Source organism: Rhodococcus ruitaii (assembly GCF_055230935.1).
This window is the reverse complement of record NZ_JBUYWC010000013.1, coordinates 61694-76079: the sequence shown is the minus strand read 5'-3', so window position 1 is coordinate 76079 and position 14386 is coordinate 61694. Positions and strand designations below refer to the sequence as shown.

General features: G+C 66.3%; 15 protein-coding genes and 2 riboswitches. Of the genes, 9 read left to right on the top strand and 6 right to left on the bottom strand.

Going from position 1 to position 14386, the window contains the following annotated elements:
* Positions 1–196: 196 nt before the first annotated feature.
* Positions 197–1492, top strand: coding sequence for a lipase family protein (locus ACZI8W_RS17835; protein ID WP_463369937.1), 1296 nt, complete (start codon positions 197–199; stop codon positions 1490–1492).
* Positions 1493–1510: 18 nt separating this feature from the next.
* Here the strand turns inward: ACZI8W_RS17835 and ACZI8W_RS17830 are convergent, their stop codons facing one another.
* The 4 genes from ACZI8W_RS17830 to ACZI8W_RS17815 are packed head-to-tail and all read right to left on the bottom strand — an operon-like array spanning position 1511 to position 5160.
* Complete coding sequence (locus tag ACZI8W_RS17830) at positions 1511–2248, bottom strand: hypothetical protein (protein ID WP_463369840.1); 738 nt, start codon at positions 2246–2248, stop codon at positions 1511–1513.
* Positions 2241–3020: an ABC transporter ATP-binding protein gene (locus ACZI8W_RS17825; protein ID WP_463369839.1), complete on the bottom strand. Its 780-nt coding sequence runs from the start codon at positions 3018–3020 to the stop codon at positions 2241–2243. The genes ACZI8W_RS17830 and ACZI8W_RS17825 overlap by 8 nt, the downstream gene beginning before the upstream one ends.
* A complete protein-coding gene (locus ACZI8W_RS17820; RefSeq protein WP_463369838.1) occupies positions 3017–4153 on the bottom strand; it encodes a FecCD family ABC transporter permease in 1137 nt (378 codons plus the stop codon). The genes ACZI8W_RS17825 and ACZI8W_RS17820 overlap by 4 nt, the downstream gene beginning before the upstream one ends.
* Complete coding sequence (locus tag ACZI8W_RS17815) at positions 4150–5160, bottom strand: ABC transporter substrate-binding protein (RefSeq protein ID WP_463369837.1); 1011 nt, start codon at positions 5158–5160, stop codon at positions 4150–4152. The genes ACZI8W_RS17820 and ACZI8W_RS17815 overlap by 4 nt, the downstream gene beginning before the upstream one ends.
* A 119-nt stretch (positions 5161–5279) precedes the next feature.
* Positions 5280–5411, bottom strand: a riboswitch (cobalamin riboswitch).
* An 88-nt stretch (positions 5412–5499) separates the two neighbouring features.
* On the opposite strand from ACZI8W_RS17815, the gene ACZI8W_RS17810 reads away from it, so the two are divergent.
* Positions 5500–6429, top strand: coding sequence for a cation diffusion facilitator family transporter (locus ACZI8W_RS17810; protein ID WP_463369836.1), 930 nt, complete (start codon positions 5500–5502; stop codon positions 6427–6429).
* A gap of 3 nt (positions 6430–6432) precedes the next feature.
* Here the strand turns inward: ACZI8W_RS17810 and ACZI8W_RS17805 are convergent, their stop codons facing one another.
* Positions 6433–6969, bottom strand: a complete 537-nt coding sequence (locus ACZI8W_RS17805; protein WP_463369835.1) for a histidine phosphatase family protein — start codon at positions 6967–6969, stop codon at positions 6433–6435.
* A 50-nt stretch (positions 6970–7019) separates the two neighbouring features.
* A riboswitch (cobalamin riboswitch) is annotated at positions 7020–7139 on the top strand.
* Between the two features lie 30 nt (positions 7140–7169).
* Here ACZI8W_RS17805 and ACZI8W_RS17800 point away from each other — a divergent pair.
* The 4 genes from ACZI8W_RS17800 to ACZI8W_RS17785 are packed head-to-tail and all read left to right on the top strand — an operon-like array spanning position 7170 to position 10399.
* Positions 7170–7364 (top strand): CbtB domain-containing protein, encoded by a 195-nt coding sequence (locus tag ACZI8W_RS17800; protein WP_463369834.1) that lies wholly within the window; start codon positions 7170–7172, stop codon positions 7362–7364.
* A gap of 38 nt (positions 7365–7402) precedes the next feature.
* Positions 7403–8164 carry a CbtA family protein gene (locus ACZI8W_RS17795; RefSeq protein ID WP_463369936.1) on the top strand — a complete coding sequence of 254 codons (762 nt, stop codon included), beginning with the start codon at positions 7403–7405 and terminating at the stop codon, positions 8162–8164.
* A gap of 4 nt (positions 8165–8168) precedes the next feature.
* The gene (locus tag ACZI8W_RS17790; RefSeq protein WP_463369833.1) at positions 8169–9662 is read left to right on the top strand and encodes a cobyric acid synthase; all 1494 of its coding nucleotides are present in this window, start codon (positions 8169–8171) and stop codon (positions 9660–9662) included.
* On the top strand, positions 9659–10399 hold the full coding sequence (locus tag ACZI8W_RS17785) for a cobalt-precorrin-6A reductase (protein WP_463369832.1): 741 nt from the start codon (positions 9659–9661) through the stop codon (positions 10397–10399). Before ACZI8W_RS17790 ends, ACZI8W_RS17785 begins: the two co-directional genes overlap by 4 nt.
* Here the strand turns inward: ACZI8W_RS17785 and ACZI8W_RS17780 are convergent.
* A complete protein-coding gene (locus ACZI8W_RS17780; protein WP_463369831.1) occupies positions 10374–10928 on the bottom strand; it encodes a hypothetical protein in 555 nt (184 codons plus the stop codon). The two genes, ACZI8W_RS17785 and ACZI8W_RS17780, sit on opposite strands and share 26 nt — an antisense overlap.
* A gap of 264 nt (positions 10929–11192) precedes the next feature.
* Here ACZI8W_RS17780 and ACZI8W_RS17775 point away from each other — a divergent pair, with 264 nt between their 5' ends.
* Genes ACZI8W_RS17775 through ACZI8W_RS17765 form a run of 3 tightly spaced genes read left to right on the top strand, consistent with a single transcriptional unit; the run spans position 11193 to position 14378 of the window.
* Positions 11193–12098 (top strand): polyphosphate polymerase domain-containing protein, encoded by a 906-nt coding sequence (locus ACZI8W_RS17775; RefSeq protein ID WP_463369830.1) that lies wholly within the window; start codon positions 11193–11195, stop codon positions 12096–12098.
* Between the two features lie 22 nt (positions 12099–12120).
* A complete protein-coding gene (locus ACZI8W_RS17770) occupies positions 12121–12798 on the top strand; it encodes a DUF4956 domain-containing protein (protein ID WP_463369829.1) in 678 nt (225 codons plus the stop codon).
* Positions 12798–14378 (top strand): CotH kinase family protein, encoded by a 1581-nt coding sequence (locus ACZI8W_RS17765; protein WP_463369828.1) that lies wholly within the window; start codon positions 12798–12800, stop codon positions 14376–14378. Before ACZI8W_RS17770 ends, ACZI8W_RS17765 begins: the two co-directional genes overlap by 1 nt.
* Positions 14379–14386: the final 8 nt, after the last annotated feature.

Below are 14386 nucleotides of genomic sequence, written 5' to 3'. Positions count from 1 at the left end.
CCAGCACGCTGTAATTCTTGACACTATTTCGCATTTCGTCTAGTTTTTCCTGGCGGTGAACAGGCAGGACGTGCCGATTCGTGTCCCAACACGCCGCACGCCCCCGATCAAGGAGAACCGAGTGTCTGTCAGCGCATATCCTCGCCGGAAGCTCGGGCAGGTCGGGAAAGGGCGGCGCCCTGGCGTCGCTGCACGGATCCGGCGCGCCACCGCCGTCGCCACCGTTGTGTGCGCCGGCGCGGCAACCGCCGCCGGACTGACCGCCTCACCGGCCGCGGCGGCGCCGGTCGACGACTTCTATCTTCCGCCTGCCCAGTTTGCGGAGGCCCCGGGGTCGGTGATCAAGTCCGAACCGTTGGATGTGCTCGCCCTGCCGCCGACGGACGACGGCGCGTGGCCGGTGCACGCCGAACGGGTCATGTACACCTCCCGCACTCAGGGCGGTGACCCGGTCGCGGTCACCGGAACGTACGTCGACACGTCGGCCCCGTGGAACGGACCGGGCGAACGCCCGACGGTGATCGTCGCGCCGGGCACGGTTGGTCAAGGAGATCAGTGCGCACCGTCGGTGGCATTCGCGAACGGGCTGCACGCCCAGGTCGACCCCTCGATGTCGTTCTCGGTCAACCAAGAAGCCCTGTCCACAACGCAATGGACTGCGCGGGGAGCCCGGGTGTTCGTCACCGACTACATCGGCCTCGGGACACCCGGCATCCACACGTACGTGAACCGGCGCGAGAGCGCCCATGCCGTTCTCGATGCCGCACGGGCGGCGAACGCGCTGTCCGGCACCGGAGCCGAGACGCCTCTCCTGTTCTGGGGCTACTCGCAGGGTGGCGGTGCCACTGCGGCGGCGGCGGAGCTGCAACCGAGCTACGCGCCGGAACTCGACCTGCGTGGCGTGTGGGCAGGCGGGCCGACCGCGGACCTCGCGGCGGTGCTCGGGCAGGTCGACGGCACCCTCATCGGTGGCGCCATCGGGTTCACCCTGAACGGACTCGTCGCGCGCTATCCCGAACTCGGCCCCCGAATCGACGAGGTAGCCACCCCCGAGGGCAAAGCGATATTGCAGGAACTGAGCACGGCATGCATCGGTGACGTCATCTTGACCCGGCCGTTCATGCAGACGAGCAGTCTGACCGTGGACGGGCGCAGCCTGCGAGACTGGCTGCCGGACATCCCGGAGGCGATGGCTGCCCTCGACGATCAGCGCATCGGCCGCCTCACCCCGACCGCACCGATCGTGATCACCAGTGGACTCAACGACGACAGCGTCCCGTACGGGCAGGCCCGGCAACTCGCCGAAGACTGGTGTGGCAACGGCGCCTCGGTGAGGTTCATCACCAACCCCTTGCCGCCGATCGCGCCCGGCACAACGCTGCCGAATCACTTCGGCCCGCAGATCATCGACGGGTACGTCTTCGATACCGTAGCCGTGCATCTCATCGATCAACTCGGCGACCGGCCCGCGACGGGATGCTCGTTCGACTGATCGCAAGGCGAGGGGAGGCTACCGGGCGGCTTGGTCGACACGCGTGCGTAGTCGCGCGTGTCGTTCGGCAGGTGTGTGACGGGGACAGCTCATGCACTTGTTCTCCCCGGTCGCGACGTAGATCAGGCAGCACGAACCACGCTTGACGAAACGCTCGGACCGAAGCCCGCTCGCGACGTCCACGTATCTCGGCGTCAGCATCGGTGCAACGGCCAGGGCGTCGGCGAGCGCACACGCCTCGTCGACCCTGCCGAGTTCCCGGCCGGCTGTGAGCGCACGGCCGGCGACGGAGTCCGTCGCGATGGCCCACAGCGCACGGGGTGACGCTCCCGATACCGCTGCGAGCACGGTGATCACAGAGTCGTGTGCGGCCGCGATCGCCGTCGCGTAGTCGTCGACGCCACGCACGAGCCGTGACGACCGCACCGCCGCGAGATATCCGTTGTCGCGCAGTGCGCACCGCAACCGCGACGGATCCGGGTGGGGTGCGACGCCGTCGGTGAGCAACATCGCCACGGCCCCGGCGACGAGGGTGGAACTGGCCGAATACCACCACAGGGTGCCGTTGACGCGCGCATCATCGCAGTCCCACCGCACGCCCGTGTCGGCGACACGGGCGGCGAGCCAGTCGGGGTCGGTCAGCAACGCGCCGGGAAACTCGTCGTGACCCGCGAGATCCACGGTGTGCGCGAAATCGCCGAGCGCGACCCGAATCCGGCCGTACAGATCCGTGACATTCGCAGCGGTATCACTCATCGACGAGCCCCAACAGATCGAGAACGCGCCGGCCTTCGACGGTGCGCATGGCACCCCGCACACCGAAGACGTCGCCGAGCAGGTCGGGGGTGAGCACGTCCTCGGGTGTCCCGACATCGACCACGTTCCCCTCACGCAGCACGGCCATGCGGTCGCTATATTCGGCCGCGAGGCGCATGTCGTGCAGCGTCACCAGCACTGCGAGCCCGTCTGCGGCGAGTTCGCGCAGCATTTCCAGCACACCGAGTTGGTGGCGGAGGTCGAGGTGATTGGTCGGTTCGTCGAGCAGGAGCACCTTGGGTTCCTGCGCGAGCGCCCGCGCGATCGACACCCGTTGGCGTTCACCGCCGGACAACGCCGATACGTCCCGGTCGGCGTGTGCGGTGAGTGAGACTCGGGCCAGCATGGACTCGACCACGGCGTCGTCCTCGGATCGGAACGGCTCGAACCATCCGCGCTGCGCGGACCTGCCGAGGCGGACGGATTCGCGCACCGTGACTCCGCCGAACGCCGTGGGTTCCTGGGAGCTGACGCCGATGGTGCGTGCCACGTCTCGTCGTCGCATCGAGCCGATGTTGTGGTCGTCGAGCAGGATCGCGCCGCCGGTCACCGACAGCGCGCGGTAACACGTGCGCAGCAGCGTCGTCTTGCCGCTGCCGTTGGGTCCGACGAGTGCGAGTACTTCACCGGGAGCGATGTCGAGGTTCACGCCGTGCAGAACCTGGCGATCACCGAGTACGGCCTCGACAGCGGACGCGTGCAGCCGGGTCACGAGGCGGCCCGCCCGTATCGGCGCCACAGCATAGCGATGAAGATGGGTCCACCGACGAGGCCGGTGATCACCCCGATGGGGAGTTCGGCGGTGCTGCTCACCGAGCGGGCGAGGATGTCGGCAACGACGAGAGCGAGCGCGCCGAGCAGCGCAGCGGTGGGGATCAGCCGTGCCGCGTTGCGGCCCACCAGGTATCCGGCGACGTGCGGGACGAGCAGGCCGATGAACCCGATGGTGCCGGACACCGCGACGGCCGCGGCGGTGAGCAGCGACACGGCCAGCAAGATCAGGATGCGGAAGCGTGGCACGTTCATGCCGAGCGCGGTGGCGCCGTCGTCACCGGTGAGCAACAGGTTGAGCTGGCGGCTGCACAGGAGCACGGCCGCACCCACGACGAGCAGGACGACGGTCGGGGCGATCAGCGTGATCCAGGTGGCGTCACCGAACCCGCCCGCGAGCCACCTCATCACGGTGCCGAGATCGTGGGCGTCGCCGAGCACGAGCAGCACGAAGGTGATCGACGATGAGAACACCATGGACAGCGCGACACCGACCAGCACGATCGCCGTCACCGAATGCGCGCGGAGGGTCACCACGATGGTGGCGGCCAGCGGTATGAGGGCACCGACGAAGGCTGCGAGCGGCAATGTGAAGACCCCGACGATTCCGGCACCGAAGCCCAGGACAGTCATGGTGGCGACACCGAAACCCGCTCCCGACGACACGCCCAGCAGGTAGGGGTCGGCGAGCGGATTGCGGGTCGCCGCCTGCGCCACCGCGCCCGCGATGGCGAGCGCTGCCCCGACCACGGCGGCGGTCAGCGCGCGGGGGAGGCGTGAGTCGAAGACGATGGCGTCGCGCGCCGCACTCCACCAGGGGTCGCCCACCAGTGCCCCGAACGGCGTGGGGGCGAGCCGGTGGCCGACGATTGCCCACACGTCGCCGATCGGGATGGTGACGGTGCCCAGCGACACGGCGACCACGATGGCGAAGGCGAGCCCCACCGCGAGCGTCACAAGTACCGACCACAGCGAGCGTCTGCCCGGAGTTCCCTTACCCGAAGCCCCGGTGTCCGGGGTCGCCGCTGCCGGTGCCGGCGCGGTAGGTGCCGGGGTGTCGGCCACCGTGCTCATGCGCCGAAGGCGCCGGGATGCAGCGCGCGTGCGATGGTGTCGACGGACGTGACCATCCGATAACTCTCGAAGAAGTCGTCGAGTGGGACCACGATGAATCGGTTGTTCTGCACCGCGGGGGTTGTCGTCATGATGGGGTGGTTCTTCAGGAGTTCGATCTTGTCTTCGGCACTGGTGGAACCGTAATCGAGGACCACGATCGCCTCGGGTTGCCGTTCGCCGATCACTTCCCAGCTGGTGTAGAAGTAGGGCTTGTCGCCTTCGGACGTGATGTTCTCGGCGGCGGTGTAGTCGCTGATCAGCTGGCCGATTCCGACCCCGCCTACGGTCATCGGCTCGGCGTCACCTGAGTCGTAGAAGAACGTGCGGACCGGTTGCGCACCGGCCGCGTCGAGGTGTTCGCGGACGGCGTCGAGTTCGGAGATGACGCGCTCGGTCAGCGCGGCGGCGCTCTCCTCCACGCCGAGAATCGAGCCGAGTTGCGCGAAATCGTTCTCGAGCAGGCCGATGTCGGGGAAGCCGTCACCGCAGTACTCGGAGAACAGGAAGGTGCCGATACCTGCGGCTTCGAGGCTGTCGCGTGCGAAGCCGGTCTTCTCGTCGAACGCGCTGCTCATCCCGCCGACGATCAGATCGGGTTCGAGGTCGAGCACCTGCTCGGATGTCGGGTACTTTGCGGCGAGCGAGGGGATCTCGGCGAACTGTGCAGCGGTCTCCGGTAGCGGTTCGGGCTGCTCGCCGTAACCCATACCGACGATCCGGTCGCCCACACCCATCTGGATGAGCGTCTCGGTGACGTGGTCGTTCATGGTGACGATGCGCTGCGGCGGCGCGTCGAAGGTGGCGGTGCGGTCGCAGTTCGTGATGGTCACCGGTTCCGCGAACGCGATGGTGTCGGCGGCGTCAGGGGCAACTGTGCCGCGGGAACATCCGGCCAGCAGCACGGCTGCGGCGGTGAGAGCGGTGAACGCAAAGATACGGCGTGCTGGACGGACATGGGGGAGCATAGGGCCTCGTGCTCTGCTCGGGTGGGCCGGAGCCGACGTCCGGCACGGCAGCGGCCACACCGTATCCGGGTGCGCGAACTGCCCTGCTGGACTCCGTCTCGCAGACCACGGCGAATGTCGGAGTCGCAGACACCCACGCAGGTTTTCGGGCTCACTGCCGGATTCGGCAGTCCACCGTTGCGGGTCAGCGCCGGATTTCGACCGGACTTCCCCTGCTGCGAGTGTCAGCAACGCTGGCGTCATTATGCACAGGCGGGCCGGGGGTGCCGGAAGCCGGGACGTAGCCGTTGAATACATGCGCATTTATGCATACGATGGCCCGGATCTGGAAGGAGTCTCATGAGTTCGGGTCACGGACATTCGCACGGCATCGGCCAAGGCCAGGGGCGCGAGTCGGGACCGACGAATCGCACCATCCGCAGGATGGGTATCTCTCTGGCGATTCTCGGCGTGTTCCTCCTCCTCGAAGCGGGCGTCGGATTGTGGATCGGGTCGCTGGCGCTGCTCGCCGACGCCGGCCACATGCTCACCGATGTCGTGGGTGTGTCGATGGGCATGGTCGCGTTGATACTGGCACGTCGCGGCAGTGCCGCCGCTGCCCGCACGTTCGGCTGGCACCGCGCCGAGGTGCTCACCGCGATGGCCAACGCGGTTCTGTTGCTCGGTGTCGCGGCGTGGGTCATGTACGAGGCGATCAACCGGATCGGCGACACACCCGACATTCCCGGCGTCCCCCTGATTCTCACCGCGATAGCCGGCCTCGCAGCAAATGTCGTCGTGATGCTGCTGTTGCGTGCCGACGCCAAGGGGAGTCTCGCGGTGCGCGGCGCGTACATGGAGGTCCTTGCCGATGCACTCGGCTCCGTCGGAGTCCTCGTCGCGGGTGCGCTGGTCCTCGCGTTCGGATGGAGCTTTGCCGACGTCATCGTGGGTGTGCTGATCTCGTTGTGGGTAGTGCCGCGCGCACTGCGCCTCGCCGCCGAATCGCTCCGCATCCTCACCCAGGCGTCGCCGAGGCACCTCGACGTCGACGCTGTCCGAGCCGATCTCGTTGCATTGCCCGGTGTGTCCGGCGTCCACGACCTGCACGTGTGGACCCTGACCACGGGCATGGACGTGGCGACCGTGCACCTCGTCAGCGACCACGACGCGAACTGGGTGCTCGATTCCGCCCGGACCACGTTGTCGTCACACGGCCTCGACCACGCCACCGTGCAGGTGGAACGAACGATCGACGGGCGCAAATGCGAGGAAGACGTGACGTGGTGAACCTCAGCCCAGCCGCAGGGTCCAGCGCCTGCCCCGTCCGCTGAACCGCGTCACACTCAGCGGACGGACGTCGACCCGCCAGAACGCCGCAGCGGGAGCCCCGAGCGCACATACCGTCGCGGCCTTGACCACCGCCGGATGCGCGACCACCCCGACACGCTCGGAAGAGTCGCCGACGGTGTCCATCCACGCTCCGACACGCGCAATCATGTCGACGACCGATTCACCGCCGTGCGGTGCGGCCTCGGGATCGGCCAGCCACGCTGCGAGTTCATGCTCCGGGACGTCGTCCATCGGCATGCCCGACCAGTTTCCGCAGTCGAGGTCGCGCAGGGCCGGTTCGATCGCCGTCGACCAGCCCAGCGCTGCCGCCGTGTCGCGCGCGCGTGCCTCTGGCGCTGCGAGCGCGCGGTCGATCACCGGTGGCGCGGCGCGGGTCAGTTCGCGTCGTCCGCGTCGGGAGATCGGATCGTCGGCGGGAAACCGCACGTCGCGCTGAGCGTCGGTGGAGGCATGGGAGATCAGGAACAGGCGGGTCACAGACACAAGTGTCCCTGCTTGACACGGTAGACCTGCGGTGCCAAAGTTCGTCGGTACGCATGTGCCGAGGTGCAGGGAATCCGGTGAGAGTCCGGAACGGTCGCGCCACTGTGGACCGGGGATCGCAGATCTTCCGGAAGTCAGAACACTCCCACGGCACATGGCCTTTCGGATGGGACGCGTAATCCCAGGAGGTTGTCATGGCCGTAGTCCACATACCCGGCGACTCACTCGGCTCTGCGGCGCTCGCCGTAGCGGTGGTCGCGACGGTGATTCTCGCTTTCCTCGTGCTCTATCTGGTCGGATTCGATCAGGGCGCGATCTCCCGCACCGGCATGTTCATGCACGAACTGATGCACGACGGCCGGCACCTACTGGGTCTTCCGTGTCACTGAGCGAGACCCGGCCGACATCGCCGGGCGCACAAGCACCCCTGTCCGGAAGTTTCGTCCAGTTGTTGCTGCGCGGCCTCGTTGCGGGATTGCTCGCCGGTCTGCTGGCCGGTGCGGTGGCGTTCGTCGTCGGGGAACCCCATATCGACTCCGCCATTGCGCTCGAGGAAGCGGCAGGTGAAGCGCACTCCCACAGCCACGATGCGGCGGGCCAGGACGAAGGCGGCCACAGCCACAGTCACGGCGACGACGCCGAGGTGAGCCGTACCGGCCAGAAGGCCGGGCTCTTTCTCGCGACCGGTCTTGCGGGCCTGGCACTCGGCGCGCTCTACGCATCGGTACTGCACTTCGCGCGTCGCCACACCGACCTGCCCGGCTGGAAACTGGCATTGACCGGTGCGGGCGCCGCGTGGCTGGCGATCGAAGCGGTTCCGTTCGTCAAGTACCCCGCGAACCCGCCCGCGGTGGGCGATCCCGACACCATCAACGAGCGAACGCTGTGGTGGCTTGCTGCGGTCGTGCTCGGCGTGGTGGCCGTCGCGGTGGCGGTTGCGGTGGCCAGGGCACTCGCGAAGGTCGACCTGCACACTGTCCGCATCGCCGGTCCGGTGGTCGCGTTCCTCGTCGTGGTGGGTCTGGGATATCTCGTGATGCCGACTATCGACGAAGTGGGTGAGGATTTCCCGGCGAGCCTGCTGTGGCAGTTCCGGGTCGCCTCGTTCACCGTGCAGGTCACGTTGTGGGCGGCACTCGGCTTCCTCTTCGCCCTGCTGACCGAACGCGCAGCCCGCGCCGTAGCCTGACACCGTGGGTAAAGGCATTCTCGTAGCCGGGACGACCTCGGACGCAGGTAAGTCCGTGGTCGTCACCGGAATCTGCCGGGCGCTGTCGAGGCGCGGTCTGGCAGTTGCGCCGTTCAAGGCGCAAAATATGTCCAACAACTCGATGGTTGCGCTCGACGCTGCGACCGGCGACGGGGTGGAAATCGGGCGCGCCCAGTGGATCCAGTCCGTCGCCGCACGTGCCGTACCGGAATCCGCGATGAATCCGGTGTTGCTCAAGCCCGGCAGCGACCGGCGCAGTCACGTCGTCGTGTACGGTCGCCCCGCGGGAACTCTCGAGGCCGGAGAGTTCGCGGGTGGACGGAAGCACCTCGCCGACGCGGCCTTCGCCGCATTCGACGATCTGCGCAGCCGCTTCGACGTGGTGGTGTGTGAGGGCGCGGGGAGCGCTGCCGAGATCAACCTGCGCGCACACGATTACGTGAACATGGGGCTCGCGCAGCATGGCGGGCTACAGACCATCCTCGTGGGCGACATCGACCGCGGTGGCGTCTTCGCGTCGATGTACGGGACGGTGGCGCTGCTCGATGCCGTAGATCAGCAGCTGATCCGCGGGTTCGTGATCAACAAGTTCCGCGGAGACGCCGGATTGCTGAAACCCGGCCTGGACTCGTTGCATGAACTCACCGGTCGTCCCGTTCTGGGAGTGTTGCCCTGGCAGCGCGACCTGTGGCTCGATTCCGAGGACTCTCTCGCCCTGACGTCACGTCCGGCGCACGACGGCGACGGCGCCCTGACGATCGCGGTGGTGATGCTTCCGCGCGTCAGCAACTTCACCGACGTCGACGCGCTCTGCATCGAACCCGATGTGCGGGTGCGTTTCGTCGACGATCCGCGGGCCCTCGCCGGCGCCGATGTCGTGATCGTACCCGGCACACGTGCCACCCTCGCCGATCTGGAGTGGGTGCGGTCGCGCGGACTCGATACCGCGATCGTCGACCACGCACGTGCGGGCGGCGCTGTCCTGGGGATATGCGGGGGCTTTCAGATGCTCGGCCGCGAGATCGGCGACCCGCACGGCGTCGAGGGGCACCCCGGTGCATCAGCGCAGGGGCTCGGACTGCTCGATGTCCGAACAGAATTCGAGCCGGACAAAGTGTTACGGCTGCCGTCGGGCACTGCGCTGGGTGCGCCCGCATCCGGCTACGAGATTCATCACGGACGTGTGAAGGTCGGCGACGCCGACGGGTTTCTCGGCGGCGCGCGCAGTGGCAACGTGTTCGGGACGATGTGGCACGGAAGCCTCGAAGGAGACGAACTGCGTGTCGCGTGGCTGCGTGAGGTCGCAGCATCGGCGGGTCGTGAGATCCGCACGGGAGCGGTGAGTTTCGCGGAGGCGCGTGACGAACGGATCGAGCTTCTCGCCGACATGATCGACGAGCATCTCGATGTCGATGCCCTGCTGTCGATGCTGACGGATGCGCCGGTGTTGCCGACCCTGTCGGGAATCCTGCAATGACCGTGCTCATTCTCGGTGGCACCGGGGAAGCACGAGCGCTCGCGGGTGCCCTCCGCGACGGCGGAGCCGACTTCGTGTCGTCGCTCGCCGGCCGTGTCCAGAATCCGCGTCTCCCGGTGGGAGCGGTGCGAGTCGGTGGCTTCGGAGGCATCGATGGACTCGCGAACTATCTGCGCGACAACAAGATCGATTCCGTCGTGGACGCGACGCACCCGTTCGCGGCGGGGATCAGCGCAAATGCGGCAGCAGCCTGTGCATATACGAACGTCCCACTCCTGCGGTTGCAGCGGCCCGGGTGGACGGGCGACGACTCCTGGGTCTGGGTCGACGGCCACGACGCCGCTGCCGCGGCAGCCGCGACCGGCGAGGCAATCTTTCTCAGTACCGGACGTCAGACGCTGGGAAGTTTCGTCGGTCCGCTCGGTGGGCATCGGGTGACGGTGCGGGTGGTCGAGCCGCTCGACCACGAAGTTCCGGCGTCCTGGACGGTGCTGGAGGCCCGCGGCCCCTACACCGTCGACGGCGAACGGAAATTGATGCAGGACAATGCTATCGATACCCTCGTCACGAAAGACTCGGGCGGGGACCTCACCCGCGCGAAGCTCGTTGCTGCCGGTGAACTCGGGGTGCGAGTCATCGTGGTGCACCGCCCCGCAGCACCGGCCGGGGTCGCGACGGTGGCGTCGGTCGACGATGCCCTCGCCTGGGTGCTCAGATCTGTGGCCCCTCCGATCTGAGATCGTCCACCTTCTTCATCGCCTCGCGGAGTTCGGTGAGCCACTCGTCGGTGTGTTGCCCGGCGAGTCGCACCGTCCACTTGAGTGCGTCGGAGCGTGATCGGGCCACTCCGGCATCGACGAGTGTGTCGAGGACCTTGCGCTCGGGTTGACGCAGCCGCGTCATGACGGGCACCGAGAGATGAGTGAACAGGACGTGGTGGTGGCCGAGCGTGACACCCCACGCGACCTTGCGACCGTAGCGGGCCTCGGCTTCGTCGGCGATGCGCATCCGTTCTGGGCGGGTGCTTTCCCGGAACCGGGAGATGCGCCCTTCGACGGCTGCGTCGGAGGTGTCGTCGGGAGCGGGAAGTTCGCCGGTCACGATGATTTCTTCGCGGTCGACCTCCACCGTGGCGGGGCCGGTGAACCAGTCGTCGGGTAGGCGTCCGGAAAACCAATCGTCGACGTCGCCGGCATCGGGCACGTCCGCCTGTTGCCAGCCGCCGGGGCGGCCGAAGCCATGTGAGTGTATGCGTGGATTTCGCATGATCGTCCTCCTTGGACGGATCGACGTGCGCTTTTGCACTGATTACAGTGTTGCACCCTAATGGGGTCGGCGCCACGTTGTTGGTCGAGCGTGCAGTTCTCAACCTCGAGACCTGGGCTTTCTCCGAAATCGCGAGCAGAACTGCACGCTCGAGTTTCGCGCGGACGTTCCCAGGGAATTGCCAGGTCCATCGCAAGGTTCCTCGAGCGCCACTTGTTGTACTCGCTCTGTTCACGGAAGTGCAGCGGCGACGAAGGGTGTTCCATGAGTGTGCTGGACCGGTTCCGGAGGGGCTCCCCTCGCGACGACGGGGCTGCTGAGGACGTTCCCACTCGCCCCACCGGTTACCAACAGACCGCGAGCAAGTTGCATTCGTTCAACCGCTACGAGATCAAATACCTCGTCGACGAACTGCGTGTTCCACAGCTGCGTGCAGAACTGGCCGCGCGTATGGAAGACGACCCGTTCTCCCCGCGCGGCGGCTATCCGGTGACGTCGGTCTACTACGACACCCCGAGCTTGCGGTTCTACTGGGAAAAGATCGAGGGGTTGAAGTTCCGCCGCAAGCTGCGGATGCGGCTCTACGGTTCGCCGCACGAGTGCACCGACGAATCGTCGGTGCAGATCGAGATCAAGCAACGCGTCAACCGGGTGACCCAGAAGCGCCGGATCGCCCTGCCCTACGGCGCTGCGCGGAGCTGGCTCGACGACCGGCGGGACGTCGAATGCGATCCCTCGCAGCGTCCCTTCGTCAACGAAGTGACCACACTGATCGGCAACCTCGACTTACGGCCGATCGTGACCACCGGGTATCTTCGGGAAGCGTTCGTCGGCGCGGATGCCGATCTGGGGTTGCGCGTGACGATCGACCACAGGATCCACGGCCGCGATCGCGACTTCCACTTCGCCTCGCCGGCAGAGAACCGTTTCACGATCCCGCCGAAGCTCGCGATCGTCGAGATCAAGGCGAATGAACGTGTTCCCTACTGGGTCACGGACATGACGGCACGGCTGGACATGTCGGTGAACCGGATTTCCAAGTACTGCCAATCCGTCGAAGCATTCGGGCTTGCACCTCGATCCCGGATGGGTGCACCCGAACTGGTGATGCCCGAGGGAATCGACGCGTACGCACCCACCGACGTCTTCCGCGCTGTTGCGGCGCGCTGACCCCGATACACAGGACCACTACATGAATTTCGATCTACAGGATCTCAGCGGGACGTTCACGACGCTCGACATCGTCGTGTCGCTGACGCTGTCGTTCGTTCTCTCGGCCATCATCGGCTGGGTCTACCGCTATACCCACAAGAACGTCTCCTACAGCCAGTCCTACGTTCAGACCCTCGTCATGGTGGGCATGGTCGTGGCGCTGATCATGCTCGTCGTGGGCTCGAACATCGCTCGGGCGTTCGCGCTCGTCGGCGCACTGTCGGTAGTGCGGTTCCGCAACGCCATCAAGGAGACTCGCGATGTCGGGTTCATCTTCCTCGTGATGGCGATCGGTATGACGACCGGTACCCGCTTCTACGTGCTGGCGATCGCCGCGACCATCGCGATATGCCTGGTGCTCGTGCTGATGAACAAGTTCAGCTGGTTCAAGCTCGACGTACAGCGGCAGGTGGTGAAGGTCCAGGTGCCGCCGGAGTCCGGGTACACCGACATGGTCTCCGATGTACTGATCCAGTACTGCTCCGAGTTCGAACTGGTATCCACCGAGTCCGTCCGCGGCGGCGCCCTGACCGAGCTGTATTACACGGCAACTCTGAAGAAGGGCAAGCAATCCAGTGATCTGATCACCGCATTGAATGAGGTCAACACCGGTCAACGAGTCACCGTCCTCACCGGATACGACCAGACGGACATCTGATGGACGAGCACACGAGTGCGGAGTCGCGAAAACAGTTGCGGCACCGGATTCCGACATCGCTTCGACAACACTGGAAGATCGCCGCAGCGCTGGTCGCTTTCGTCGCGATCGTCGGGTCGGTGTTCGGCAACAGTCGCATCCGCCCCTACATCACCGGTGACCCCACCGTCATCGCATCCGAGATTACCGAGAACATCGCGGGCACCGTCGACCTGTTCGACACGTCCGTCGACCATGAGGTGTCGATCGACATCAGCGATGTCGAGTACAACGACATGATCGACTCGTACGTCGACGACGGTGAGAAGGAGTGGGTCACCGCCGACATCACCATCGACGGCACATTGATCACCGACGTCGGCGTCCGGCTCAAGGGCAACTCGACACTCTCGGCGTTGCGAGGTGGAATGGGAGGCGGCCCCGGCGGCGATGACGGCGGGTTCCGGCCGCCGGAAGGAATGGAACCACCGGAGGGATTCGAAACCCCCGAGGATTTCGACCCCGCAGCGATGTTCGGCGAAGGTGGCGGTATGCCTGGGATGGGCGGCACCAGTATTTCGGTGGACGATCCGACGTCGCTGCCTCTGCTCATCGACTTCTCCAAGAATGTCGACGGCCGCGCGTACCAAGGTATGACCCAGCTGTCGGTGCGACCGGGAAGCCCGGTCCTCAACGAGGCGATGGCGTTGTCGCTCACGGCCGCAACCGACCAGGCGACGCAGCGTTACGCCTACTCGGTGTATTCGGTCAACGACAGTGCGACCGCGACGCGTCTACTGCTGGAGCACCCGGACGAGTCGTACGCGAATACCCTGTTCGACTCCGACGGGTATCTGTACAAGGCCGATGCGTCGTCGAGTTTCACGTACGTCGGTGACGACCAGGCCGACTACACCGACCAATTCACGCAGCTCAATGCCGAGGGCACGGGCGACGTCCAGCCGATCATCAGCTTCCTGAAGTGGATGGACTCGGCGAGCGACGAGGAGTTCGACGCGCACCTCGCAGACCGGGTCGACGTCGACTCGTTCGCGCGGTACGTCGCCACGCAGAATCTTCTGGTCAACGGCGACGACATGTCGGGGCCCGGCCAGAACTACTACCTCTGGTACGACCTCGATACGAAGAAGATCTCGGTCGTGTCGTGGGATCTCAACATGGCCATGCAGGGCGGCACGACGGCAGGGCCGAACGACACCGTGAGCATGGGCGGAGGTATGGGTGGGCCGGGCGGCATGCGCGGACAGGGCGGTCCTCCCGACGCTGCAGCGGCAGGCACGGCGCCGGCCGAGGGAATGGGGGCGCCACCGAACGGAGACGGTGGGGGCGGCCGCTCGATGGGTGGGAACACTCTGAAGACCAGGTTCCTCGACTCCGACGCGTTCACCGATGTCTACGAGGCGGCGTACTGGGACCTGTACGAGCAGATGTACGGAAGCGGCCTGGCCCTCTCGACCCTCGACGATCTTGCATCCACTGTTCCGGCCAGTGATGGATTGACCGCGGAAGGACTGCAGTCGAGTGTCGAGTCGATGCGGACCTGGATTCAGCAGCGCACCGACGCGCTCGCAGCGATATAGAAGCAACG

What these genes read in the sequence shown, in the direction of transcription:
- ACZI8W_RS17830 (WP_463369840.1), bottom strand. Translation starts at nt 2,248, where the DNA reads ATGAGTGATACCGCTGCGAATGTCACGGATCTGTACGGCCGGATTCGG.
- ACZI8W_RS17820 (WP_463369838.1), bottom strand. Translation starts at nt 4,153, where the DNA reads ATGAGCACGGTGGCCGACACCCCGGCACCTACCGCGCCGGCACCGGCA.
- ACZI8W_RS17815 (WP_463369837.1), bottom strand. Translation starts at nt 5,160, where the DNA reads ATGCTCCCCCATGTCCGTCCAGCACGCCGTATCTTTGCGTTCACCGCT.
- ACZI8W_RS17810 (WP_463369836.1), top strand. Translation starts at nt 5,500, where the DNA reads ATGAGTTCGGGTCACGGACATTCGCACGGCATCGGCCAAGGCCAGGGG.
- ACZI8W_RS17800 (WP_463369834.1), top strand. Translation starts at nt 7,170, where the DNA reads ATGGCCGTAGTCCACATACCCGGCGACTCACTCGGCTCTGCGGCGCTC.
- ACZI8W_RS17785 (WP_463369832.1), top strand. Translation starts at nt 9,659, where the DNA reads ATGACCGTGCTCATTCTCGGTGGCACCGGGGAAGCACGAGCGCTCGCG.
- ACZI8W_RS17780 (WP_463369831.1), bottom strand. Translation starts at nt 10,928, where the DNA reads ATGCGAAATCCACGCATACACTCACATGGCTTCGGCCGCCCCGGCGGC.
- ACZI8W_RS17775 (WP_463369830.1), top strand. Translation starts at nt 11,193, where the DNA reads ATGAGTGTGCTGGACCGGTTCCGGAGGGGCTCCCCTCGCGACGACGGG.
- ACZI8W_RS17770 (WP_463369829.1), top strand. Translation starts at nt 12,121, where the DNA reads ATGAATTTCGATCTACAGGATCTCAGCGGGACGTTCACGACGCTCGAC.
- ACZI8W_RS17765 (WP_463369828.1), top strand. Translation starts at nt 12,798, where the DNA reads ATGGACGAGCACACGAGTGCGGAGTCGCGAAAACAGTTGCGGCACCGG.